Source organism: Bacillus sp. FSL M7-0003, from assembly GCF_038628485.1.
GTDB classification, from domain to species: Bacteria; Bacillota; Bacilli; order Bacillales; family Bacillaceae; genus Bacillus; species Bacillus safensis.
In genome coordinates, this window is sequence record NZ_CP152024.1 from 881,257 (window position 1) to 901,268 (window position 20,012).

15 protein-coding genes, 16 tRNA genes and 3 rRNA genes are annotated in these 20,012 nt (G+C 43.3%); 28 read left to right on the forward strand and 6 right to left on the reverse strand.

All coding sequences use genetic code 11. The features are described from left to right. Nucleotides 1-274: 274 nt before the first annotated feature. The 22 genes from MHI23_RS04350 (at nt 275) to MHI23_RS04455 (ending at nt 9,455) form a co-directional block, all read left to right on the forward strand. Nucleotides 275-1,823, forward strand: a 16S ribosomal RNA gene (locus tag MHI23_RS04350). A 182-nt stretch (nt 1,824-2,005) separates the two neighbouring features. Continuing rightward, nucleotides 2,006-4,936, forward strand: a 23S ribosomal RNA gene (locus MHI23_RS04355). A gap of 109 nt (nt 4,937-5,045) precedes the next feature. Then, nucleotides 5,046-5,161: ribosomal RNA gene (gene rrf, locus MHI23_RS04360) — 5S ribosomal RNA — on the forward strand. Together the 16S, 23S and 5S rRNA genes with 16 tRNA genes alongside form the textbook arrangement of a ribosomal RNA operon. A gap of 9 nt (nt 5,162-5,170) precedes the next feature. Beyond that, nucleotides 5,171-5,245: transfer RNA gene (locus tag MHI23_RS04365), tRNA-Asn, on the forward strand. Between the two features lie 4 nt (nt 5,246-5,249). After that, nucleotides 5,250-5,340, forward strand: a tRNA-Ser gene (locus tag MHI23_RS04370). Between the two features lie 17 nt (nt 5,341-5,357). Next, a tRNA-Glu gene (locus MHI23_RS04375) sits at nt 5,358-5,432 on the forward strand. A 33-nt stretch (nt 5,433-5,465) separates the two neighbouring features. Continuing rightward, nucleotides 5,466-5,541, forward strand: a tRNA-Val gene (locus tag MHI23_RS04380). Between the two features lie 15 nt (nt 5,542-5,556). Continuing rightward, a tRNA-Met gene (locus tag MHI23_RS04385) sits at nt 5,557-5,633 on the forward strand. Nucleotides 5,634-5,637: 4 nt separating this feature from the next. Further along, nucleotides 5,638-5,714, forward strand: a tRNA-Asp gene (locus tag MHI23_RS04390). Between the two features lie 18 nt (nt 5,715-5,732). Next, nucleotides 5,733-5,808 (forward strand) — tRNA-Phe (locus MHI23_RS04395). 6 nt (nt 5,809-5,814) lie between these two features. After that, a tRNA-Thr gene (locus MHI23_RS04400) sits at nt 5,815-5,887 on the forward strand. Between the two features lie 15 nt (nt 5,888-5,902). Further along, nucleotides 5,903-5,987: transfer RNA gene (locus MHI23_RS04405), tRNA-Tyr, on the forward strand. Nucleotides 5,988-6,001: 14 nt separating this feature from the next. Then, nucleotides 6,002-6,075, forward strand: a tRNA-Trp gene (locus MHI23_RS04410). Nucleotides 6,076-6,104: 29 nt separating this feature from the next. After that, nucleotides 6,105-6,180 (forward strand) — tRNA-His (locus MHI23_RS04415). A 9-nt stretch (nt 6,181-6,189) separates the two neighbouring features. Further along, nucleotides 6,190-6,261, forward strand: a tRNA-Gln gene (locus MHI23_RS04420). Between the two features lie 7 nt (nt 6,262-6,268). Next, nucleotides 6,269-6,343, forward strand: a tRNA-Gly gene (locus MHI23_RS04425). Between the two features lie 5 nt (nt 6,344-6,348). Further along, a tRNA-Cys gene (locus MHI23_RS04430) sits at nt 6,349-6,419 on the forward strand. A gap of 14 nt (nt 6,420-6,433) precedes the next feature. After that, nucleotides 6,434-6,522: transfer RNA gene (locus MHI23_RS04435), tRNA-Leu, on the forward strand. Between the two features lie 37 nt (nt 6,523-6,559). After that, nucleotides 6,560-6,641: transfer RNA gene (locus tag MHI23_RS04440), tRNA-Leu, on the forward strand. 453 nt (nt 6,642-7,094) lie between these two features. Then, entirely contained in the window at nt 7,095-7,520 is a 426-nt protein-coding gene (locus MHI23_RS04445; protein WP_056765984.1) for a hypothetical protein, read from the forward strand. Between the two features lie 417 nt (nt 7,521-7,937). After that, nucleotides 7,938-8,732 carry a phosphotransferase gene (locus MHI23_RS04450; RefSeq protein ID WP_125587360.1) on the forward strand — a complete coding sequence of 265 codons (795 nt, stop codon included), beginning with the start codon at nt 7,938-7,940 and terminating at the stop codon, nt 8,730-8,732. An 18-nt stretch (nt 8,733-8,750) separates the two neighbouring features. Next, nucleotides 8,751-9,455: a hypothetical protein gene (locus MHI23_RS04455; RefSeq protein ID WP_024425350.1), complete on the forward strand. Its 705-nt coding sequence runs from the start codon at nt 8,751-8,753 to the stop codon at nt 9,453-9,455. Between the two features lie 33 nt (nt 9,456-9,488). Here MHI23_RS04455 and MHI23_RS04460 read toward each other — a convergent pair whose 3' ends face one another. From MHI23_RS04460 to MHI23_RS04480, 5 genes are all read right to left on the reverse strand, one after another. Continuing rightward, entirely contained in the window at nt 9,489-10,031 is a 543-nt protein-coding gene (locus MHI23_RS04460) for a histidine phosphatase family protein (RefSeq protein WP_342492329.1), read from the reverse strand. Nucleotides 10,032-10,093: 62 nt separating this feature from the next. Next, on the reverse strand, nt 10,094-10,291 hold the full coding sequence (locus MHI23_RS04465; RefSeq protein ID WP_059377531.1) for a hypothetical protein: 198 nt from the start codon (nt 10,289-10,291) through the stop codon (nt 10,094-10,096). 144 nt (nt 10,292-10,435) lie between these two features. Continuing rightward, nucleotides 10,436-10,705, reverse strand: coding sequence for a hypothetical protein (locus MHI23_RS04470; RefSeq protein ID WP_047202846.1), 270 nt, complete (start codon nt 10,703-10,705; stop codon nt 10,436-10,438). A 64-nt stretch (nt 10,706-10,769) separates the two neighbouring features. Continuing rightward, a complete protein-coding gene (locus MHI23_RS04475; protein ID WP_224426424.1) occupies nt 10,770-11,459 on the reverse strand; it encodes a DUF1963 domain-containing protein in 690 nt (229 codons plus the stop codon). An 18-nt stretch (nt 11,460-11,477) separates the two neighbouring features. After that, entirely contained in the window at nt 11,478-12,281 is an 804-nt protein-coding gene (locus MHI23_RS04480; RefSeq protein ID WP_034624045.1) for a DUF2262 domain-containing protein, read from the reverse strand. 541 nt (nt 12,282-12,822) lie between these two features. On the opposite strand from MHI23_RS04480, the gene MHI23_RS04485 reads away from it, so the two are divergent. Together MHI23_RS04485 and lepB are read left to right on the forward strand one after the other, a co-directional pair. Further along, nucleotides 12,823-14,766: an LTA synthase family protein gene (locus MHI23_RS04485; protein WP_024427404.1), complete on the forward strand. Its 1,944-nt coding sequence runs from the start codon at nt 12,823-12,825 to the stop codon at nt 14,764-14,766. A gap of 155 nt (nt 14,767-14,921) precedes the next feature. After that, nucleotides 14,922-15,488 (forward strand): signal peptidase I, encoded by a 567-nt coding sequence (lepB, locus tag MHI23_RS04490; RefSeq protein WP_342492330.1) that lies wholly within the window; start codon nt 14,922-14,924, stop codon nt 15,486-15,488. 41 nt (nt 15,489-15,529) lie between these two features. Here the strand turns inward: lepB and MHI23_RS04495 are convergent, their stop codons facing one another. Continuing rightward, nucleotides 15,530-16,825 (reverse strand): homocysteine synthase, encoded by a 1,296-nt coding sequence (locus MHI23_RS04495; RefSeq protein ID WP_212053267.1) that lies wholly within the window; start codon nt 16,823-16,825, stop codon nt 15,530-15,532. A gap of 266 nt (nt 16,826-17,091) precedes the next feature. On the opposite strand from MHI23_RS04495, the gene MHI23_RS04500 reads away from it, so the two are divergent. The 4 genes from MHI23_RS04500 to MHI23_RS04515 all read left to right on the forward strand — a co-directional run bounded on the left by MHI23_RS04500 (nt 17,092) and on the right by MHI23_RS04515 (nt 20,012). After that, nucleotides 17,092-17,247, forward strand: coding sequence for an FbpB family small basic protein (locus tag MHI23_RS04500; RefSeq protein WP_342492331.1), 156 nt, complete (start codon nt 17,092-17,094; stop codon nt 17,245-17,247). Nucleotides 17,248-17,410: 163 nt separating this feature from the next. Next, nucleotides 17,411-18,178, forward strand: coding sequence for an ABC transporter ATP-binding protein (locus MHI23_RS04505; RefSeq protein WP_342492332.1), 768 nt, complete (start codon nt 17,411-17,413; stop codon nt 18,176-18,178). A gap of 14 nt (nt 18,179-18,192) precedes the next feature. Next, nucleotides 18,193-19,185, forward strand: coding sequence for an aliphatic sulfonate ABC transporter substrate-binding protein (locus tag MHI23_RS04510; protein WP_342492333.1), 993 nt, complete (start codon nt 18,193-18,195; stop codon nt 19,183-19,185). Continuing rightward, the gene (locus MHI23_RS04515) at nt 19,182-20,012 is read left to right on the forward strand and encodes an ABC transporter permease (RefSeq protein ID WP_342492334.1); all 831 of its coding nucleotides are present in this window, start codon (nt 19,182-19,184) and stop codon (nt 20,010-20,012) included. The genes MHI23_RS04510 and MHI23_RS04515 overlap by 4 nt, the downstream gene beginning before the upstream one ends.

Consider the following 20,012-nt stretch of genomic DNA (forward strand, 5'->3'; position numbering starts at 1 on the left):
GAGTTGCTTTGAAAGAAAAGCTGACAAAAAGAAATTCTAAAAAACGCTTGACGCACACGGTGCTCAAATGTTATATTAAGAAAGTCGCCTCTGAGCGATAACGAAGATGATCTTTGAAAACTAAACAAGACAAAACGTACCTGTTAATTCGAGTTTTTATAAAAAAATCCTATGAAACTTCATAGGTAGTCAGTCAAACTGGCGAGGCAGGAAGTGATCACATGCTAAGTTCGCTACATCGTGTAGCAGCGCATGTGTGATATGCATCCTGCATACCTCGGAGAGTTTGATCCTGGCTCAGGACGAACGCTGGCGGCGTGCCTAATACATGCAAGTCGAGCGGACAGAAGGGAGCTTGCTCCCGGATGTTAGCGGCGGACGGGTGAGTAACACGTGGGTAACCTGCCTGTAAGACTGGGATAACTCCGGGAAACCGGAGCTAATACCGGATAGTTCCTTGAACCGCATGGTTCAAGGATGAAAGACGGTTTCGGCTGTCACTTACAGATGGACCCGCGGCGCATTAGCTAGTTGGTGGGGTAATGGCTCACCAAGGCGACGATGCGTAGCCGACCTGAGAGGGTGATCGGCCACACTGGGACTGAGACACGGCCCAGACTCCTACGGGAGGCAGCAGTAGGGAATCTTCCGCAATGGACGAAAGTCTGACGGAGCAACGCCGCGTGAGTGATGAAGGTTTTCGGATCGTAAAGCTCTGTTGTTAGGGAAGAACAAGTGCGAGAGTAACTGCTCGCACCTTGACGGTACCTAACCAGAAAGCCACGGCTAACTACGTGCCAGCAGCCGCGGTAATACGTAGGTGGCAAGCGTTGTCCGGAATTATTGGGCGTAAAGGGCTCGCAGGCGGTTTCTTAAGTCTGATGTGAAAGCCCCCGGCTCAACCGGGGAGGGTCATTGGAAACTGGGAAACTTGAGTGCAGAAGAGGAGAGTGGAATTCCACGTGTAGCGGTGAAATGCGTAGAGATGTGGAGGAACACCAGTGGCGAAGGCGACTCTCTGGTCTGTAACTGACGCTGAGGAGCGAAAGCGTGGGGAGCGAACAGGATTAGATACCCTGGTAGTCCACGCCGTAAACGATGAGTGCTAAGTGTTAGGGGGTTTCCGCCCCTTAGTGCTGCAGCTAACGCATTAAGCACTCCGCCTGGGGAGTACGGTCGCAAGACTGAAACTCAAAGGAATTGACGGGGGCCCGCACAAGCGGTGGAGCATGTGGTTTAATTCGAAGCAACGCGAAGAACCTTACCAGGTCTTGACATCCTCTGACAACCCTAGAGATAGGGCTTTCCCTTCGGGGACAGAGTGACAGGTGGTGCATGGTTGTCGTCAGCTCGTGTCGTGAGATGTTGGGTTAAGTCCCGCAACGAGCGCAACCCTTGATCTTAGTTGCCAGCATTCAGTTGGGCACTCTAAGGTGACTGCCGGTGACAAACCGGAGGAAGGTGGGGATGACGTCAAATCATCATGCCCCTTATGACCTGGGCTACACACGTGCTACAATGGACAGAACAAAGGGCTGCAAGACCGCAAGGTTTAGCCAATCCCATAAATCTGTTCTCAGTTCGGATCGCAGTCTGCAACTCGACTGCGTGAAGCTGGAATCGCTAGTAATCGCGGATCAGCATGCCGCGGTGAATACGTTCCCGGGCCTTGTACACACCGCCCGTCACACCACGAGAGTTTGCAACACCCGAAGTCGGTGAGGTAACCTTTATGGAGCCAGCCGCCGAAGGTGGGGCAGATGATTGGGGTGAAGTCGTAACAAGGTAGCCGTATCGGAAGGTGCGGCTGGATCACCTCCTTTCTAAGGATATATGGAGCAGCGTGCGTTTTCGTCTTGTTTAGTTTTGAAGGATCATTCCTTCAAAACATGTCTCTAGCGAGACAGGATTGTTCTTTGAAAACTAGATAACAATAAGTAATACATTCACATTGAATGCAATGCAAAGTTCATCACACATAGTGATTCTTTCTAAAGTAAGAAATGGTTAAGTTAGAAAGGGCGCACGGTGGATGCCTTGGCACTAGGAGCCGATGAAGGACGGGACGAACACCGATATGCTTCGGGGAGCTGTAAGCAAGCTTTGATCCGGAGATTTCCGAATGGGGAAACCCACTGCTCGTAATGGAGTAGTATCCATACTTGAATACATAGAGTATGAGAAGGCATACCCGGGGAACTGAAACATCTAAGTACCCGGAGGAAGAGAAAGCAAATGCGATTCCCTGAGTAGCGGCGAGCGAAACGGGAACAGCCCAAACCAAGAGGCTTGCCTCTTGGGGTTGTAGGACACTCTATACGGAGTTACAAAGGAATGATATAAGCGAAGAGGTCTGGAAAGGCCCGCCAAAGAAGGTAACAGCCCTGTAACTGAAATGTCATTCTCTCCAGAGTGGATCCTGAGTACGGCGGAACACGTGAAATTCCGTCGGAATCCGGGAGGACCATCTCCCAAGGCTAAATACTCCCTAGTGACCGATAGTGAACCAGTACCGTGAGGGAAAGGTGAAAAGCACCCCGGAAGGGGAGTGAAATAGATCCTGAAACCGTGTGCCTACAAGTAGTCAGAGCCCGTTAACGGGTGATGGCGTGCCTTTTGTAGAATGAACCGGCGAGTTACGATCCCGTGCAAGGTTAAGCAGAAGATGCGGAGCCGCAGCGAAAGCGAGTCTGAATAGGGCGCATGAGTACGTGGTCGTAGACCCGAAACCAGGTGATCTACCCATGTCCAGGGTGAAGTTCAGGTAACACTGAATGGAGGCCCGAACCCACGCACGTTGAAAAGTGCGGGGATGAGGTGTGGGTAGGGGTGAAATGCCAATCGAACCTGGAGATAGCTGGTTCTCTCCGAAATAGCTTTAGGGCTAGCCTCAAGGTAAGAGTCTCGGAGGTAGAGCACTGATTGGACTAGGGGCCCCTACCGGGTTACCGAATTCAGTCAAACTCCGAATGCCGATGACTTATCCTTGGGAGTCAGACTGCGAGTGATAAGATCCGTAGTCGAAAGGGAAACAGCCCAGACCGCCAGCTAAGGTCCCAAAGTATACGTTAAGTGGAAAAGGATGTGGAGTTGCTTAGACAACCAGGATGTTGGCTTAGAAGCAGCCACCATTTAAAGAGTGCGTAATAGCTCACTGGTCGAGTGACTCTGCGCCGAAAATGTACCGGGGCTAAACGTATCACCGAAGCTGCGGACTGTTCTTACGAACAGTGGTAGGAGAGCGTTCTAAGGGCTGTGAAGCCAGACCGGAAGGACTGGTGGAGCGCTTAGAAGTGAGAATGCCGGTATGAGTAGCGAAAGACGGGTGAGAATCCCGTCCACCGAATGCCTAAGGTTTCCTGAGGAAGGCTCGTCCGCTCAGGGTTAGTCGGGACCTAAGCCGAGGCCGAAAGGCGTAGGCGATGGACAACAGGTTGATATTCCTGTACCACCTCCTCACCATTTGAGCAATGGGGGGACGCAGGAGGATAGGGTAAGCGCGGTATTGGATATCCGCGTCCAAGCAGTTAGGCTGGGAAATAGGCAAATCCGTTTCCCGTAAAGGCTGAGCTGTGATGGCGAGCGAAATTTAGTAGCGAAGTTCCTGATTCCACACTGCCAAGAAAAGCCTCTAGCGAGGTGAGAGGTGCCCGTACCGCAAACCGACACAGGTAGGCGAGGAGAGAATCCTAAGGTGATCGAGAGAACTCTCGTTAAGGAACTCGGCAAAATGACCCCGTAACTTCGGGAGAAGGGGTGCTTCTTAGGGTGTTAAAGCCCCGAGAAGCCGCAGTGAATAGGCCCAGGCGACTGTTTAGCAAAAACACAGGTCTCTGCGAAGCCGTAAGGCGAAGTATAGGGGCTGACGCCTGCCCGGTGCTGGAAGGTTAAGAGGAGCGCTTAGCGTAAGCGAAGGTGCGAATTGAAGCCCCAGTAAACGGCGGCCGTAACTATAACGGTCCTAAGGTAGCGAAATTCCTTGTCGGGTAAGTTCCGACCCGCACGAAAGGCGCAACGATCTGGGCACTGTCTCAACGAGAGACTCGGTGAAATTATAGTACCTGTGAAGATGCAGGTTACCCGCGACAGGACGGAAAGACCCCGTGGAGCTTTACTGCAGCCTGATATTGAATGTTGGTACAGCTTGTACAGGATAGGTAGGAGCCTTGGAAACCGGAGCGCTAGCTTCGGTGGAGGCATCGGTGGGATACTACCCTGGCTGTATTGACCTTCTAACCCGCTGCCCTTATCGGGCAGGGAGACAGTGTCAGGTGGGCAGTTTGACTGGGGCGGTCGCCTCCTAAAATGTAACGGAGGCGCCCAAAGGTTCCCTCAGAATGGTTGGAAATCATTCGCAGAGTGTAAAGGCACAAGGGAGCTTGACTGCGAGACCTACAAGTCGAGCAGGGACGAAAGTCGGGCTTAGTGATCCGGTGGTTCCGCATGGAAGGGCCATCGCTCAACGGATAAAAGCTACCCCGGGGATAACAGGCTTATCTCCCCCAAGAGTCCACATCGACGGGGAGGTTTGGCACCTCGATGTCGGCTCATCGCATCCTGGGGCTGTAGTCGGTCCCAAGGGTTGGGCTGTTCGCCCATTAAAGCGGTACGCGAGCTGGGTTCAGAACGTCGTGAGACAGTTCGGTCCCTATCCGTCGCGGGCGCAGGAAATTTGAGAGGAGCTGTCCTTAGTACGAGAGGACCGGGATGGACGCACCGCTGGTGTACCAGTTGTTCTGCCAAGGGCATCGCTGGGTAGCTATGTGCGGACGGGATAAGTGCTGAAAGCATCTAAGCATGAAGCCCCCCTCAAGATGAGATTTCCCATTCCGCAAGGAAGTAAGATCCCTGAAAGATGATCAGGTTGATAGGTCTGAGGTGGAAGCGTGGTGACACGTGGAGCTGACAGATACTAATAGATCGAGGACTTAACCTATATTCTAATGTGAAGCATGAACATTGTTATCTAGTTTTGAGAGAATATTTTTAAAATATCTCTTGATTTATTTTCAATACATAGTATAATATCTTTTGTCACTAAATTGTCTGGTGATGATGGCGAAGAGGTCACACCCGTTCCCATACCGAACACGGAAGTTAAGCTCTTCAGCGCCGATGGTAGTTGGGGGGTTCCCCCTGTGAGAGTAGGACATCGCCAGGCTTTCTTCATTCCGCAGTAGCTCAGTGGTAGAGCTATCGGCTGTTAACCGATCGGTCGTAGGTTCGAATCCTACCTGCGGAGCCAATTTGGAGAGCTGTCCGAGTGGCCGAAGGAGCACGATTGGAAATCGTGTAGGCGGTAACCCCGTCTCAAGGGTTCGAATCCCTTGCTCTCCGCCACAATTTACATAATAAAGGGCCCGTTGGTCAAGCGGTTAAGACACCGCCCTTTCACGGCGGTAACACGGGTTCGAATCCCGTACGGGTCACCATTTTTATAGAATATACACCAGCATTTTTTATTCGGAGGATTAGCTCAGCTGGGAGAGCATCTGCCTTACAAGCAGAGGGTCGGCGGTTCGAGCCCGTCATCCTCCACCATATCTTTTATATCGTCGCGGGGTGGAGCAGTTCGGTAGCTCGTCGGGCTCATAACCCGAAGGTCGCAGGTTCAAATCCTGCCCCCGCAACCAAAATGGTCCGGTAGTTCAGTTGGTTAGAATGCCTGCCTGTCACGCAGGAGGTCGCGGGTTCGAGTCCCGTCCGGACCGCCATTTTTCAAAAGAATACTTGGCTCGGTAGCTCAGTTGGTAGAGCAACGGACTGAAAATCCGTGTGTCGGCGGTTCGATTCCGTCCCGAGCCACCACTATTTGCCGGTGTAGCTCAATTGGTAGAGCAACTGACTTGTAATCAGTAGGTTGGGGGTTCAAGTCCTCTTGCCGGCACTGTTTTTCAAAAGTGGAGGGGTAGCGAAGTGGCTAAACGCGGCGGACTGTAAATCCGCTCCCTCCGGGTTCGGCGGTTCGAATCCGCCCCCCTCCACCATTTTTTGTTTTCATAGGGGCATAGTTTAACGGTAGAACAGAGGTCTCCAAAACCTCCGGTGTGGGTTCGATTCCTACTGCCCCTGCCAATTATACTTTATAATTCATTACATCTATGGCGGTTGTGGCGAAGTGGTTAACGCACCAGATTGTGGCTCTGGCACTCGTGGGTTCGATTCCCATCAATCGCCCCATTTTATTATTGGGCTATAGCCAAGCGGTAAGGCAACGGACTTTGACTCCGTCATGCGTTGGTTCGAATCCAGCTAGCCCAGTTGATGTGCGGAAGTAGTTCAGTGGTAGAACACCACCTTGCCAAGGTGGGGGTCGCGGGTTCGAATCCCGTCTTCCGCTCCAATAATGGCGGCATAGCCAAGTGGTAAGGCAGAGGTCTGCAAAACCTTTATCCCCGGTTCAAATCCGGGTGTCGCCTTTTTTGAAAAGACTGCCGGGGTGGTGGAATTGGCAGACACACAGGACTTAAAATCCTGCGGTAGGTGACTACCGTGCCGGTTCAAGTCCGGCCCTCGGCACCATTGTTTTTAAATATAAGTTGCGCTCTTTAATGATCATGCCGGTGTGGCGGAATTGGCAGACGCGCACGACTCAAAATCGTGTTCCTCACGGAGTGCCGGTTCGACCCCGGCCACCGGTATCTAGTTTTCGATATTCTTTATTATCGTCAATCACAGAAGAATTAAAGAATATCAACGTTTAAAACGTCTTTCTACAAATTGTAGGAGGGCGTTTTTTATTTGTTTTTTAGCTGATTTTTCACACGATAAAATTACTTCAAATCGTTTCACTGCTGAAAGGGGACCTAGCTAAATGGCAAGACGTAAAAATATCTTAGACCAAGGTGAATTGGCAATTTTAGAAAAGGAAACTAAGTCTTATGTTGAATCATTTCGGGAAGCTATTGAATTATTTGTTTAGGACTGTGAGTAATAAATTTTTAAGGCGTTTCTTAATTCTCTAACAGCAATATGACAGAGGAACATATTAAGGAGATTACTTTTACTTTATTGATGGTTACCTTATGATTAAACTAAAGAGGCAGGATAATTGAAGAAGGATTGGATATAAATTGTACATAAGAGGTGTTGTAATGATTACGGTTAAAAATGCTGAAAGTTATCTTAAAGATAGCATTGGTGAAGATACCGATGATATAAAAAAGGTTTGGGAAACATTTAAGGCTTTTTCAAAGGAGACAGTTGAGGGCGAAGAAGATAAAGAAATTTTATTTCAGTGTGGTGTCTATGATTTTACAGGAGAGGAAGTATTTCATTTTGACTTTGTACGTCAGTTTACAGTTTATGAAGAAGATGATTATTCTCACATGGAACAACTACACTGTGAATTTTTATTTAAACCAACAAGCGAGTTAAAAAAGTTAAAGGTGGTAGAAGAATGGTCAATGGATTATGACGATATCGATCATTTTTTTAATCATATTGAAAGTATTCATGAGTTTAAAATACCTTTGAGTTTAAAGCCGATAAAATCAGAAATATATCAGGAAGAGCTTTAATTCTTCATTCATTAACGGGTGCTTTACTATAAGAGGGTATACCTTGCCTTTTTGGAATAATTTATCATCTGGTTCGACCCCGGCCACCGGTATCTGTTAAAAGTTTCATGATTGGTTTTTCCATGAACCTAACGTTTCACCCTCGTGGTAAAACGTTTTTTTGTGGTTTAATGAGTTATTTAGATAAAAAATAGGAGCCTATTAGAAAATAATGAGTATGTACTTCTTTTAGCAGAATAATCTTTAGATGATTTGCAACATTTGATAAGATACATTTAACCATGTAAGGAAACAAAATGGAGCAGCACATTCACATAAAACTGTTGTACTACCTTTGAGTAACTAAATGAATATTTGTGGGTACATACACATCTTTAACTGACATCAACATGGTGACCCAGTTTGAGGGGAGAATTTATGAAAAAACAAAATGCTCATGAAGAGTTATTGACAGGTGGAAATGTCTCGAACGTATATCGTTCGGGAGATACGGTTCGTCGAGAAGTAAAGTCAGACAATATCAATATACGAAAGCTGCTAAAGCATTTAGAAAAAAAGAATTTCTCCTATGCTCCAAAGTTTTTAGGGGTTGATGAACAAGGTAGAGAGATATTGTCCTTCATTGAAGGCGTAGCCGGTCATGAGCCTTTAAAAGAATATATGTGCTCTCACCATGCCTTAAAAGAAATAGCGAGAATGCTTAGACTGTATCATGATGCTGTTCATGATTTTCCCATTTCAGACGATTGGGAACGAATGGACAATACGCCTGTCGAAATAGAGGTTGTGTGTCATAATGATTTTGCAATGTACAACATCATTTTCAATAATGAAAAACCAGTAGGTATCATTGATTTTGATGTAGCTGCTCCTGGTCCAAGACTTTGGGATATGGCATATACTCTGTATACATGTGTACCTATCAGTAGGTTTTTTCGCACCAAAACAGGAGACATCGTGAACTATCATTCATCAGACCATGCAGACCAGATAAAGCATAGAGTGAAACTGTTTTTTGAAGCTTATGGTGAGGAAATAGCAGAAGATTATTTGGATATGGTGCTGCTGCGTTTAGAAGGATTATGTCAGTATATGAAACGAAAAGCGAGTGAGGGGGATATCGCTTTTCAAAACATGATTCAAGAAGGACATCTTGAACATTATCAAAAAGACATTCAATTTATTCATGAACATGGAAAAGAATGGATGTAAAGAGGCGGCGTTGTGATTATGCAAACGAAGACGATATTACAGGCTATCATTCAAGACGAGGGAGTAAATGATTATCCTCTTTTTAGACAGTACTGTGTGAGAAAAGAACAGGGCCTGCGTAAAGATGCGCTAAACGTTCTTCAGGCCTTTATTGAAGAGATGAAAGAGAACGATTTTGAAGTACAGCGGGAATTTGCTGCTTGGCTGTTTGAGTGGATTGAACGGTTTGAGGATGGTCATCATCTGCTTGTGTATCCGCTGGTAAATGGGGTAATCCAGCCTGTTTTTCAAACGTGGGAGAATGTTGATCCATTGGATGTGAGACCGTATCGCTGGCAAGGTTTGTTTGTGCATCAGGGAGAAGGGCTGCCTCATTTATTGAAGGCACTAGAGCTTGGGGGCAGCAAGGAACAGCGTGTGATTGTTCAAATTTGCGAAACCTATTTATCGGCCTTGTGGTATTCGTTTCATCATATACATGAAGATCTTTATTTAAGCACCTATGAGAAGGATCAAGAGAGAATTCAAGGGATTGAACGTGTTATGATGCTGATTCAAGATAAAAGAATTCGAACCAATGTTCAAAAACAAGCCGTCTATTATGGCCAACTTTTAACGGACTGGATGACGTTTCAGCAGACGGAGACAAGAGGCTTTATGAAATGGTGTGCGGAGCGTAAGAAACCGTATGAGTGGGTAGAGTCCTTTTATTATCAGCAATAGATGAGAAAACGGCAGAATGAACTCTGCCGTTTTTTATTGCCATATTCGCTTTGCTTCTATATGATCTGGACTAAAATATTTCAGGATATAGACATCTGGATTGCTTAGTTTCTTCCACTCTTCGAATCCAATCGTTGAATCGGCGTGTTTAAGAAGCAGGCTCATGATATTGCCATGTGTGACCAATAGGGTATGATCTGTTTCTAATTTTATTTGTTCGTGGAGTGCTTCTACAATACGATTCATGGCTTCTTGGCTCGATTCTCCGCCTTCACAGGTCATATGTAAGTCTGTAAAACTAAGCTTTAGCTTCTCATACCAATTGTCTATTGGCTTACTGCTTAACACACGTTCAGAGAGGCGTTGATCGATTTTTATCTCGAGCTGTTTTGCATGAGCAAGGGGCTCAGTAGTTTGGATCGCTCGTTTATAAGGACTTGAGATAATCTGATTAAGATGAATGCTGGAAAAAAACTGTGACAGTTCGTGAGATTGAGTGATGCCTTGTGGTGTTAAAGCTGCATCTTTAGATTGTCCATCTGCTTGGCAGTGTCTGACGATATAATATGTTTTCATTGGATACACCTTTCATTGAGTATAAAAAAATCATCCAGTATTGGATGAGGATTTGCGAAGAGCTAGGTAAGCTTGTTCGTATCTGTTTCTTTATAGGGATCTGTGAGCTTGGAGGTCAGGTCTAGGTTGAACAAAAAATCATCGACGGTGTCTGTGCCAAAGGGAAGTGTGGAGAAGTTGATTTGGATGCTGTCTTCTTGTTTTTCTGAAGCGACTTGCTGTGCAGGCTGCTTTTTTCTCCAGTTCTTAAACAAGTGCATGTGAGGCCCCCTTTTCTTTGAAAAAGATGGATTTATACATAATATACGGGGAGAGTTGTCCAGGCGTCAAATGTTTTCTTATAAAGGAACGATTCAATTGCTAAAAAAAGAGCCACAGGAAAGTGCGGCTCTTGTTGTTTCAGTTTACATTGCGCGTTGTAATGCTTGTAGTAATTTACGTTCGCATCTTAAGTTGTATCGCTTCTTATGGAGTTTCTCCGTTTTAAACCTGCCTATGACACGCCGGACACCGGGATCATAAATGATGAGCTCCCTGCAAGTTTGATCATGTAATAGTGCCTGAAACCAGCTATATTTTTTGAGATGTGCTGCGTTCCTCGAGATCTCCTCTTCATCCACTTTTAGAAAAGGGATATATACAGCAAGTGAAAAGATGTCTAAAATGAATCCCATTTTGCTTCCTCCTTTCATATTATTCATTACGCTTAGGAGAAGGCAAGGTTTCATTCAATAAACGTTAAAAACAATCCCAGTGCATAAACCATTCTTTTGATTCTTTGTCATAATAGAAATACATCGTGCCGTTATCACCAATCATGAAACGAGGTTTTTCTTCTGAGGCGATTTGTAGCATGAATTCGCCTTGTTGTTGATGGGGTGGGGATTGAATATACGCCCCATATCCACCGATTTTTGTGAACGAATAATTTGTGTATTGATTAAAAAAGTGGTCTGTCGCTTCTTCACTTTCGTTTACTTCTGTTAGATCCACATATGACCATGCTTCTTCCCAGCAAGGAAAGTCCCTTTGCTCACTTTCGTTCCATTGGATTTGAAAGGGTTTGAGTCCTCTTACTTCTTCAGGAGTTTCAACTACTTCTAATTCTTCGATTGTTGAATATTCAATGAGCTTCCAGCCTTCGCCGTTTTTGGTGATATCGATCGGAAGTGCTTTCTGGTTGAGAAAAATTTGAATCAGCTTACACTCATTGAAGCCATTCATTCCTCCTGGCACTTCTGGTAAATAAATTTGTAAAATCGGAATCATGGCCCCATCTTGATCTGTCGGCCAGCCTTGGTTAGGATCGATGAAAAAATGGCCGGCAAACCAGCTGTGTATAGCTGGATCAGGACGGAAGCCGCCAATTTTGGCGATGGCTGGCGTTTTCCCGATTAGATTTAATTCTTGAAAAGCTTTGATTTCCATGGGTTATTCCTCCAGCCTTTAGCCTGCAATGTGTGCATCATGAAATGTGCCATTTATATTTCCTGTGACAATAATGACATGACCCCAAAATAAATCACCGTCATGATAGTAGACTTCAAACTCTCCCTCAGGGTAAACATGCAGGCTTTCAAGTGAAATGCGGCTTATAAATTGATTCAGTGTGAGTTCTTCTTGCTTTTCAGCTGATTCGTCTTGTTCCTGCCAATCCTTTGCTAGATCTATCAGCTGATTCGCGGCAAATGATTTAATAGAAGAATCCCATTTGGCTTGCTCTTGCATAAGTTGGTTTGCTGTTCGAAGAGAGTCATTTATTTTTTCATCTTCTTCGAGGTTGAAGTAGAGAAGGCACTCTTCATTGCTCCATTGGATCGTCTTTTCAAATAAGTCTAGTCCTTTCACTAACTCAAAGGTGCCAAGTGTATCATCATGATAATACACAGGCTTTTGGGCTTCTTCTAAAATTTCTTGAAGCGCTTGATCCTGTGTATCTGTATTGATTAAAGATACAAGCATGAATTCACCTTCGCCTTTTCGAACCTGAAGTGTAACGATTGATTCTTTATGTAATTGTGCCTGTTTTTCCCTTAATCCCTCGTCATCTGTTAGCCAGCAAAGTCTTACATTTTCGGTTATGATATGACCGTTTTCTTTCCAAGCAATCAGTGGAATAGAAGCGGTCCAAAGAGGTGCCTGGCCTGCTTTTCCTGCCCCTACGCCAGAAGGTCCTGTAACAGCAATGATAGTGACTACATCTTCTGAAAATCTCTCTTCAAAAGTGTTGATTTGTTTGTTAATCTTCATGTGATGTCCTCCAGCCTGATTTTTTTGTCATGAACATATAAGTGTTGTGATCAAGTTCTACCTCTTTATCACACCGCACATCAGTAGGGGAAATCAAGCTTTTTTTGTTTAAAACTGTTTTTTTAGGGAGGTACATGGATTAATGGAGGTTGAGTCACAATAAAAGAAGCAAGGATCGAATTTTGTATAAATTTGGGTAAATGAGTCGAAAAGCCTAGGTTATTCTTCCTTTTCTTTATAATTACTTTGACACGAATAGATGAAAAAAGTAAAGTAATACTGAGTGATTTACAAAACCTTCTTCATCCACTAAAACATGAAGTGTGCGTAAATTTAATGTAAATGGATATTTTTCCTTTTATTTACTCGTATTTTTTTTGAAACTTATGATGCCTCTCATTCGTTATATTAAAGGAGCGCATGTATCCGGCGGAGACAGAGCATCGGCATGCTTGGCGAAGAAGATTTACATTTGCAAAATGAATGTAAATTTTTTATGATTTCATTTATATCAGAACGATGATAAGAAAGAAGAGGTTTTATGAAAAAAATATTTGCAAACAAATATAGCTTTTTTGTTTTGGCTGTCCTTTTATTCTGGGCTAAATCGTACACAGCCTACAAAATGGACTTTAATTTAGGAGTAAAAGGTTCTTTTCAAGAGGGGCTTCTCTTATTGAATCCATTTAGTTCAGCCATCGTGTTTTTTGGACTTGCTCTCTTTTTGAAGGGGCGTAAATCTGCCATTGTTTTAATTGTTATTGATTTTATTATGACCGCACTTTTATATGCAAATGTAGCGTATTACCGTTTCTTTGATGACTTTTTGACTTTCTCAACAATGAAGCAGGCAGGAAATCTTGGGGGAGGCATGACTGGCGGTGTGCTAGCAAGCATTAAGCCGCATGACCTTTTATACTTCCTTGATATTATCATTTTGATTGCGATTGTCATTTGGAGACCAGAAGTGAAGAAGTTCCAAATGAAAAAGACGTTTGCACTGCTGATTGTAGCTGCAGGTATTGGACTGTTCTTTGTAAACCTTCATTTGGCTGAAAAGGATCGGCCAGAATTATTAACGAGAACCTTTGATCATAAGTATGTTGTCAAATACTTAGGTGTTTATAACTATACGATTTATGATGGGGTACAAGCAGCACAAAACGCAACACAGGTAGCCAATGCAAGCAGTGAAGATTTAACGGATGTTGTGAACTATACGTCTTCTCACTATGCGAAGCCAAATGCAGAGTATTTTGGTAAAGCAAAAGGCAAAAACATTATTAAAATTCATTTAGAAAGCTTCCAGTCTTTCTTAATTGACTACAAATTAAATGGAGAAGAAGTGACTCCATTCTTAAACAAACTGGCTCATGGGAAAGACGACTTTACGTATTTCGATAACTTCTTCCATCAGACAGGTCAAGGGAAGACATCAGATGCTGAGCTGATGATGGATAATAGTATGTTTGGCTTGCCAGAGGGAGCAGCATTTGTGACAAAGGGTGAAAATACCTTCCAATCACTACCTGCCATCCTAGATCAAAAAGCAGGCTATACGAGTGCAGTACTTCACGGGGACTATAAATCTTTCTGGAACCGTGACACGATTTATAAACATATGGGAATTGATCAATTCTTTGATGCTTCCTATTACAACATGGATGAAGAAAACCTTGTGAATATGGGTCTGAAGGATAAACCGTTTTTCAAAGAATCAATTCCAATGCTAGAATCAATGAAAAAGCCATTTTATGCACATTTAATGACACTGACAAATCACTATCCATTTAATTTAGATGAAAAAGATGCGACAATCGCTAAGGCAACAACTGGCGATAAAACAGTCGATAACTATTTCCAAACAGCAAGATATTTAGATGAGTCATTAGAGCAATTCTTCAAAGACTTGAAAAAATCAGGTATGTATAAAGACTCAGTCATTTTATTATATGGTGACCATAACGGTATTTCTGAGAACCATAACCGTGCAATGAGTGAAATTCAAGGGAAAGAAATCACTCCTTATCAAAATGCACAAAACCAGCGTGTTCCGCTCATGATTCGTATTCCTGGTAAGAAGGGCGGCGTGAACCATACGTATGGTGGTGAAGTCGACGTTATGCCAACACTTCTTCACTTACAAGGTATCGATTCAAATGAATTCGTGAATTTTGGAACAGACTTATTCTCTAAAAAGCATGATGAGACTGTTGCCTTCCGTAATGGAAACTATGTGACACCGAAATATACACTTGTCGATAATACCGTTTATGATACGAAAACGGGTAAAGTGGTGAAACAAAATAAAAAGACAGAGGCGATTAAAGCCCGTGTTGATAATCAGTTAAGTCTTTCAGATAAAGTGCTCTATAGGGATCTTCTTCGATTCCATAAGTTATCTGATTTCAAACCAGTGAATCCATCGGATTATTTCTATGGTAAAGCAAACAAAGAAAAAGAAGCGGATTCTTCTGCTAACTAACTGAGTTTTGGGCAAGCACAGAAAGGTGCTTGCCTTTTTCTCTCTCTTCGCTTGATTTGTTGGCAAAATATGTTTATATTTAGGGAGAAACAAGCGTGACGCCGGCTGGCAACTGGTGACACACATTTCGTCCTTGGGGAATTCAGGAGGAGCTTATGACAACAAATACAAAAACACAAAAAAAGAAATCAGAATTATGGGGCTGGATCAAAGCCATCTTAATCGCATTTATTGCTGTTTTTATCATTCGGAACTTTTTATTCGCGCCATACATTGTCAAAGGATCTTCCATGTATCCGACATTGCATGATACAGAGCGGGTGTTTGTGAATAAAACGGTTGATTATTTCGGTGATTATAAACGAGGACAGATCATTGTTCTTGATGGGGAAGACCGCAGCACTCATTATGTCAAACGATTGATTGGTTTACCTGGTGATAAAATTGAAATGAAAAATGATCAGCTATATGTTAATGGAAAAAAAGTGGCGGAGCCTTACTTAGCGTCAAACAAAAAGAAAGCAGCTGCAGATGGCACTTTGCTGACACCTGATTTTGGCCCTCTGAATGTTCCAAAAGGAAAGTACTTTGTCATGGGGGACAATCGCCAAAATTCAATGGACAGCCGCAACGGCTTAGGTCTTTTTACAAAGCGTGATATTCAAGGAACTACCTCATTTGTATTTTATCCTTTCCAAGACATTCGATTACTCAATCATTAATAAACAATAAAAAAGCACACAGCCGTGTGCTTTTTTCTATGTCATTCAGACTGACTTTTTGTAATCGCCTGTTCAAGATCTGCAAGAATATCTTCAATCGCTTCTGTTCCAACAGATAAACGAATGAGCTCTGGTGTGACACCTGTCGCTTTTTGTTCTGCTTCGCTTAATTGCTGATGCGTTGTGCTGGCAGGGTGAATAATGAGGGATTTAGAATCGCCCACGTTTGCGAGATGGGAGAAAAGCTGCACAGAATCAATGAGCCTTTTACCTGCTTCGCGTCCACCTTTAATACCGAATGTGAGGATTGCACCTTGTCCTTTTGGTAAATAGGTTTGAGCAAGCTCATATGATTCGTGACTTTCAAGACCTGGATAGCTTACCCAATCGACAAGAGGGTGATCCTGTAAGAATTGTGCTGTTTTCAAGGCATTTTCACTATGCCGCTCAAGACGAAGATGTAATGTTTCTAAGCCCTGCAGAAGTAAAAATGAGTTGAATGGCGACAGAGCTGCCCCTAAATCACGTAAGAGCTGTACTCGTGCTTTTGTGATATAAGCCGCTTCTCCAATCGCTTCTGTATATGTCAGACCGTGATAGCTTGGATCTGGTTCAGTCAGTCCTTTGAACTTATCGCTGTCAGCCCAAGGGAATCGGCCGCTATCAACGATGACACCGCCAATTGATGTACCGTGACCGCCAATAAATTTCGTCGCTGAGTGGACGACAATGTCTGCACCAAACTCGATAGGTCTTAATAAATAAGGGCTGGCGAGCGTATTGTCCACAATAAGCGGGATATGATGCTTGTGTGCAATGGCTGAGATGGCTTCAATATGTAAAATGTCGCCTTTTGGATTTCCAATGCTCTCTGCATACACTGCCTTTGTTTTGTCTGTGATCGCCGCTTCGAGTTCTTCAAGGTTGGATGAATCGACGAATTTTACTGTAATTCCAAGTTTTTTGAGTGTATGGGCAAATAAATTGTAGGTGCCGCCATAAAGACTGCTTGAGGAAACGATTTCATCTCCGGCTCCTGCAATGTTTAAAATAGAATAAGTCGTCGCTGCTTGTCCAGAAGAAACAGCAAGTGCACCAATTCCACCTTCAAGCTCAGCGATACGCTTTTCAAATACGTCATTTGTAGGGTTCATAATACGTGAATAAATATTTCCCGGTTCCTGAAGACCAAATAAATTCGCTGCATGCTCACTGTCTCTAAAACCAAATGAGCTCGTTTGGTAAATAGGCACGGCTCTTGAATAGGTCGTTGAATCAAGCTCCTGACCTGCGTGAATGGCTTTTGTTTCTAAACGAAATGGACGTTCTTCTGACATGTGTGTATCCTCCTTTTGTTAGATAAAACCAACTGTTTTGATAAGAAATATTTAATAAGACTATAAATCTTGTTCCCTGCTCGGTCAATCATTTTTTAGATAAATCTGAAAAAACAATAAATATAGTTGACAGGTAGGAATAGTGTGTATTAACATGAGCATACTGAAAACACGAACAAGAATGGCTGATCGGTCAACCGAAGGCTCTATCACTTAAGCATGAGTGAAGAGCCTTTTTTTATTTGAAAAAAGAAAGGATGATGAAGATGGAAAAAAAGAAAAAACGAAAAAAATACAGAAAACACATGGATCTCACACTAGACATATTGATTGAGCGGAACAAATATGAGATTTACAGCAGCAAGGAACGAATAGAAGCGATTTTTGATCGGATCGATGAAAAACATACAAGGACAAAATAACCATTTTATAAATTTGAGTTGATTTATGGGATTAATATGATTTAGGATGGTGCTAACAAATCAATATGATTAGCTGATCGGACAACGCGAAGGCTCTTATCTCTTTTTTGGGATAAGGGCCTTTCTGTGTATTTATCTGATCGCAAGAGGAGTGAAGGTTTCAATGACGATTTCAATTGATATTGTGGATAAATCCTTTTGGAAAAACAAACAGTCCATTCGGGTACTTGAAAACTTAAGATTGAGCATCATTCCTGGTGAATTTATAACAGTAATAGGTCCGAGCGGATGTGGGAAAAGTACGTTGCTAAAAATCATAGGCGGGCTCGACACAGCGTATGATGGGCAAATTTTGATAGGAGACAGACAGGTCACAGAACCAGGAATGAAACAGGGCTTTATCTTTCAGGAACACCGCCTGTTTCCATGGCTGACAGTCGAAGAAAATATAGCGGCCAATTTCAATTTAAAACAACAGGATGTACGCCGCAAAGTGGATGAACTGATTGAAATTGTTCGTTTAAAAGGATTTGCACACGCTTATCCACATGAGCTCTCCGGAGGAATGTCGCAACGGGTTGCCATTGCGAGAGCACTCCTTCGTGATCCGGAGATCTTATTGCTGGATGAACCATTTGGTGCGCTGGATGCATTCACACGAAAGCACTTGCAGGATGTGCTGCTGGACATTTGGCAGGAGAAAAAAACAACAATGATTCTCGTTACTCATGATATTGATGAATCGATTTATTTAGGAAATGAAATTGTGCTAATGCAAGCGAGACCTGGCCGAATCCATAAAATTCTTCCTGTGAACCTGCCTTTTCCGCGTGATAGAACGTCAACTGCTTTTCAAAGCTTAAGACAAAAGGTGCTTTCAGAATTTGAGAAAACAGATGAATTGTTACTAACTGATGGATCAGGGATTTAGGGAGGGGAAATCGCATGAAAAAGAAACAGATGATCGTTATCTTTTTGAGTCTTTTCCTTGTTTTAGCAGGGTGTGATCAAGCAGCAGACGGCTCAGAAAACAAGGTGAAAGAAATTAGGATTGGGATTCAGCAAAGTTTGAGCCCGCTGCTTTTAGCAAAGGAAAAAGGGTGGTTTGAACAATCATTTGAAAAAGAAGGAGTGAAGGTAAAGTGGGTGGAGTTTCAAAGTGGTCCTCCTCAATTTGAAGGACTTGCTGCAAATCAATTAGATTTCTCGCAAGTTGGAAACTCACCTGTCATAGCAGGTCAGGCAGCAGGTATTGATTTTAAGGAAATTGGTTTATCTCAGGATGGGCTGAAAGCGAACGGTATTTTAGTGAATAAGAACAGTAAGATTCAAAAAGTAGAAGACTTAAAAGGGAAAAAAATTGCTGTCGCTAAAGGGAGCAGCGGCTTTGACTTTTTATACAAAGTATTAGATCAGGCAGGTTTATCTGCGAAGGATGTTCAGATCATTCAGCTTCAGCCAGATGAAGCGATATCAGCATTTGAAAATGGGTCCGTTGATGCTTGGTCGATCTGGGAGCCGTTCTTATCACTTGAAACGATAAAGAAGGGAGCAAAGCTGCTAGTGAATGGGGAAGCGACCGATTTATATTCTCCAGGTTTCACACTTGTTCGAACTCAGTTTGCTGATCAGCATCCTGAACTAGTAGTGAAATTTTTAAAGGTATATGACCATGCGGTGAAGTGGCAGAAATCACATCCAAAAGAGGCTGTTACTCTATACGCGCGTTTAAAAAATTTAGATAAGAAGGTCGTCACACAAGTATTAAACAATACGGAACCACTCAATAAGCCCATTTCGAAGAAGATCATCAATGCTCAGCAGCATACCGCTGATTTTCAATATCAAACAAAAGCGATCCAGCGGAAAATTGATGTCAATCAGGTTGTAGATAATTCGTTTATTGAAAAAATGCTAAAAGAGGAGATGAATAAATGAAAGCTATTTCGAATCCGGCTTTAGCATCTGAAATCGAGCGAACAAAGAGAAAAAGGAGAAAAGCTATATCTTTATATAAGTTAAAGGGACTGGTATTACCTGTTCTACTTATTGCTGTTTGGCAGATCATAGCTAGTTCTCAAATCGTTTCTTCCACTGTCTTGCCTTCGCCCGTCTTGATTGCAGAATCCTTTCGAGAGTTGATTCGTTCTGGAGAACTGTTTGGCCATCTATACATCAGCCTTTATCGAGCGATATGTGGATTTTTACTAGGGGGAGGCTTAGGTCTTTTGCTGGGCGTATGCGTAGGATTTTCTAAAAAAACAGAGCAGTATGTAGATCCGACCTTGCAAATGCTGAGAACCGTTCCACATTTAGCGGTCACTCCTTTATTCATCCTCTGGTTTGGCTTTGATGAAACGGCGAAAATTTTATTGATTGCACTTGGAGCTTTTTTTCCGATTTATATTAATACGTTTCTAGGTATTCGCAGTGTAGACAATAAGCTGTTTGATGTGGCTCGCGCCTTAGAGTTTAATGTGTATCAAAGCATCACAAAGCTGATTTTACCGGCTGCTCTTCCTCATATTCTTCTGGGCGTGAGACTGTCATTAGGAATTGCTTGGCTTGGTTTAGTGGTAGCTGAGTTGATGGGTTCAAGCAGCGGCGTCGGCTATATGATTATGGATGCAAGGCAATTCTCTCAAACAGATAAAGTGTTTGTAGGAATTATCATCTTTGCAGTAGTTGGTAAGCTGACAGATTCATTTGTACGTCTGTTAGAAAAGCGTCTGCTCAAGTGGCGCACTAGTTATCAAGGTGAATAA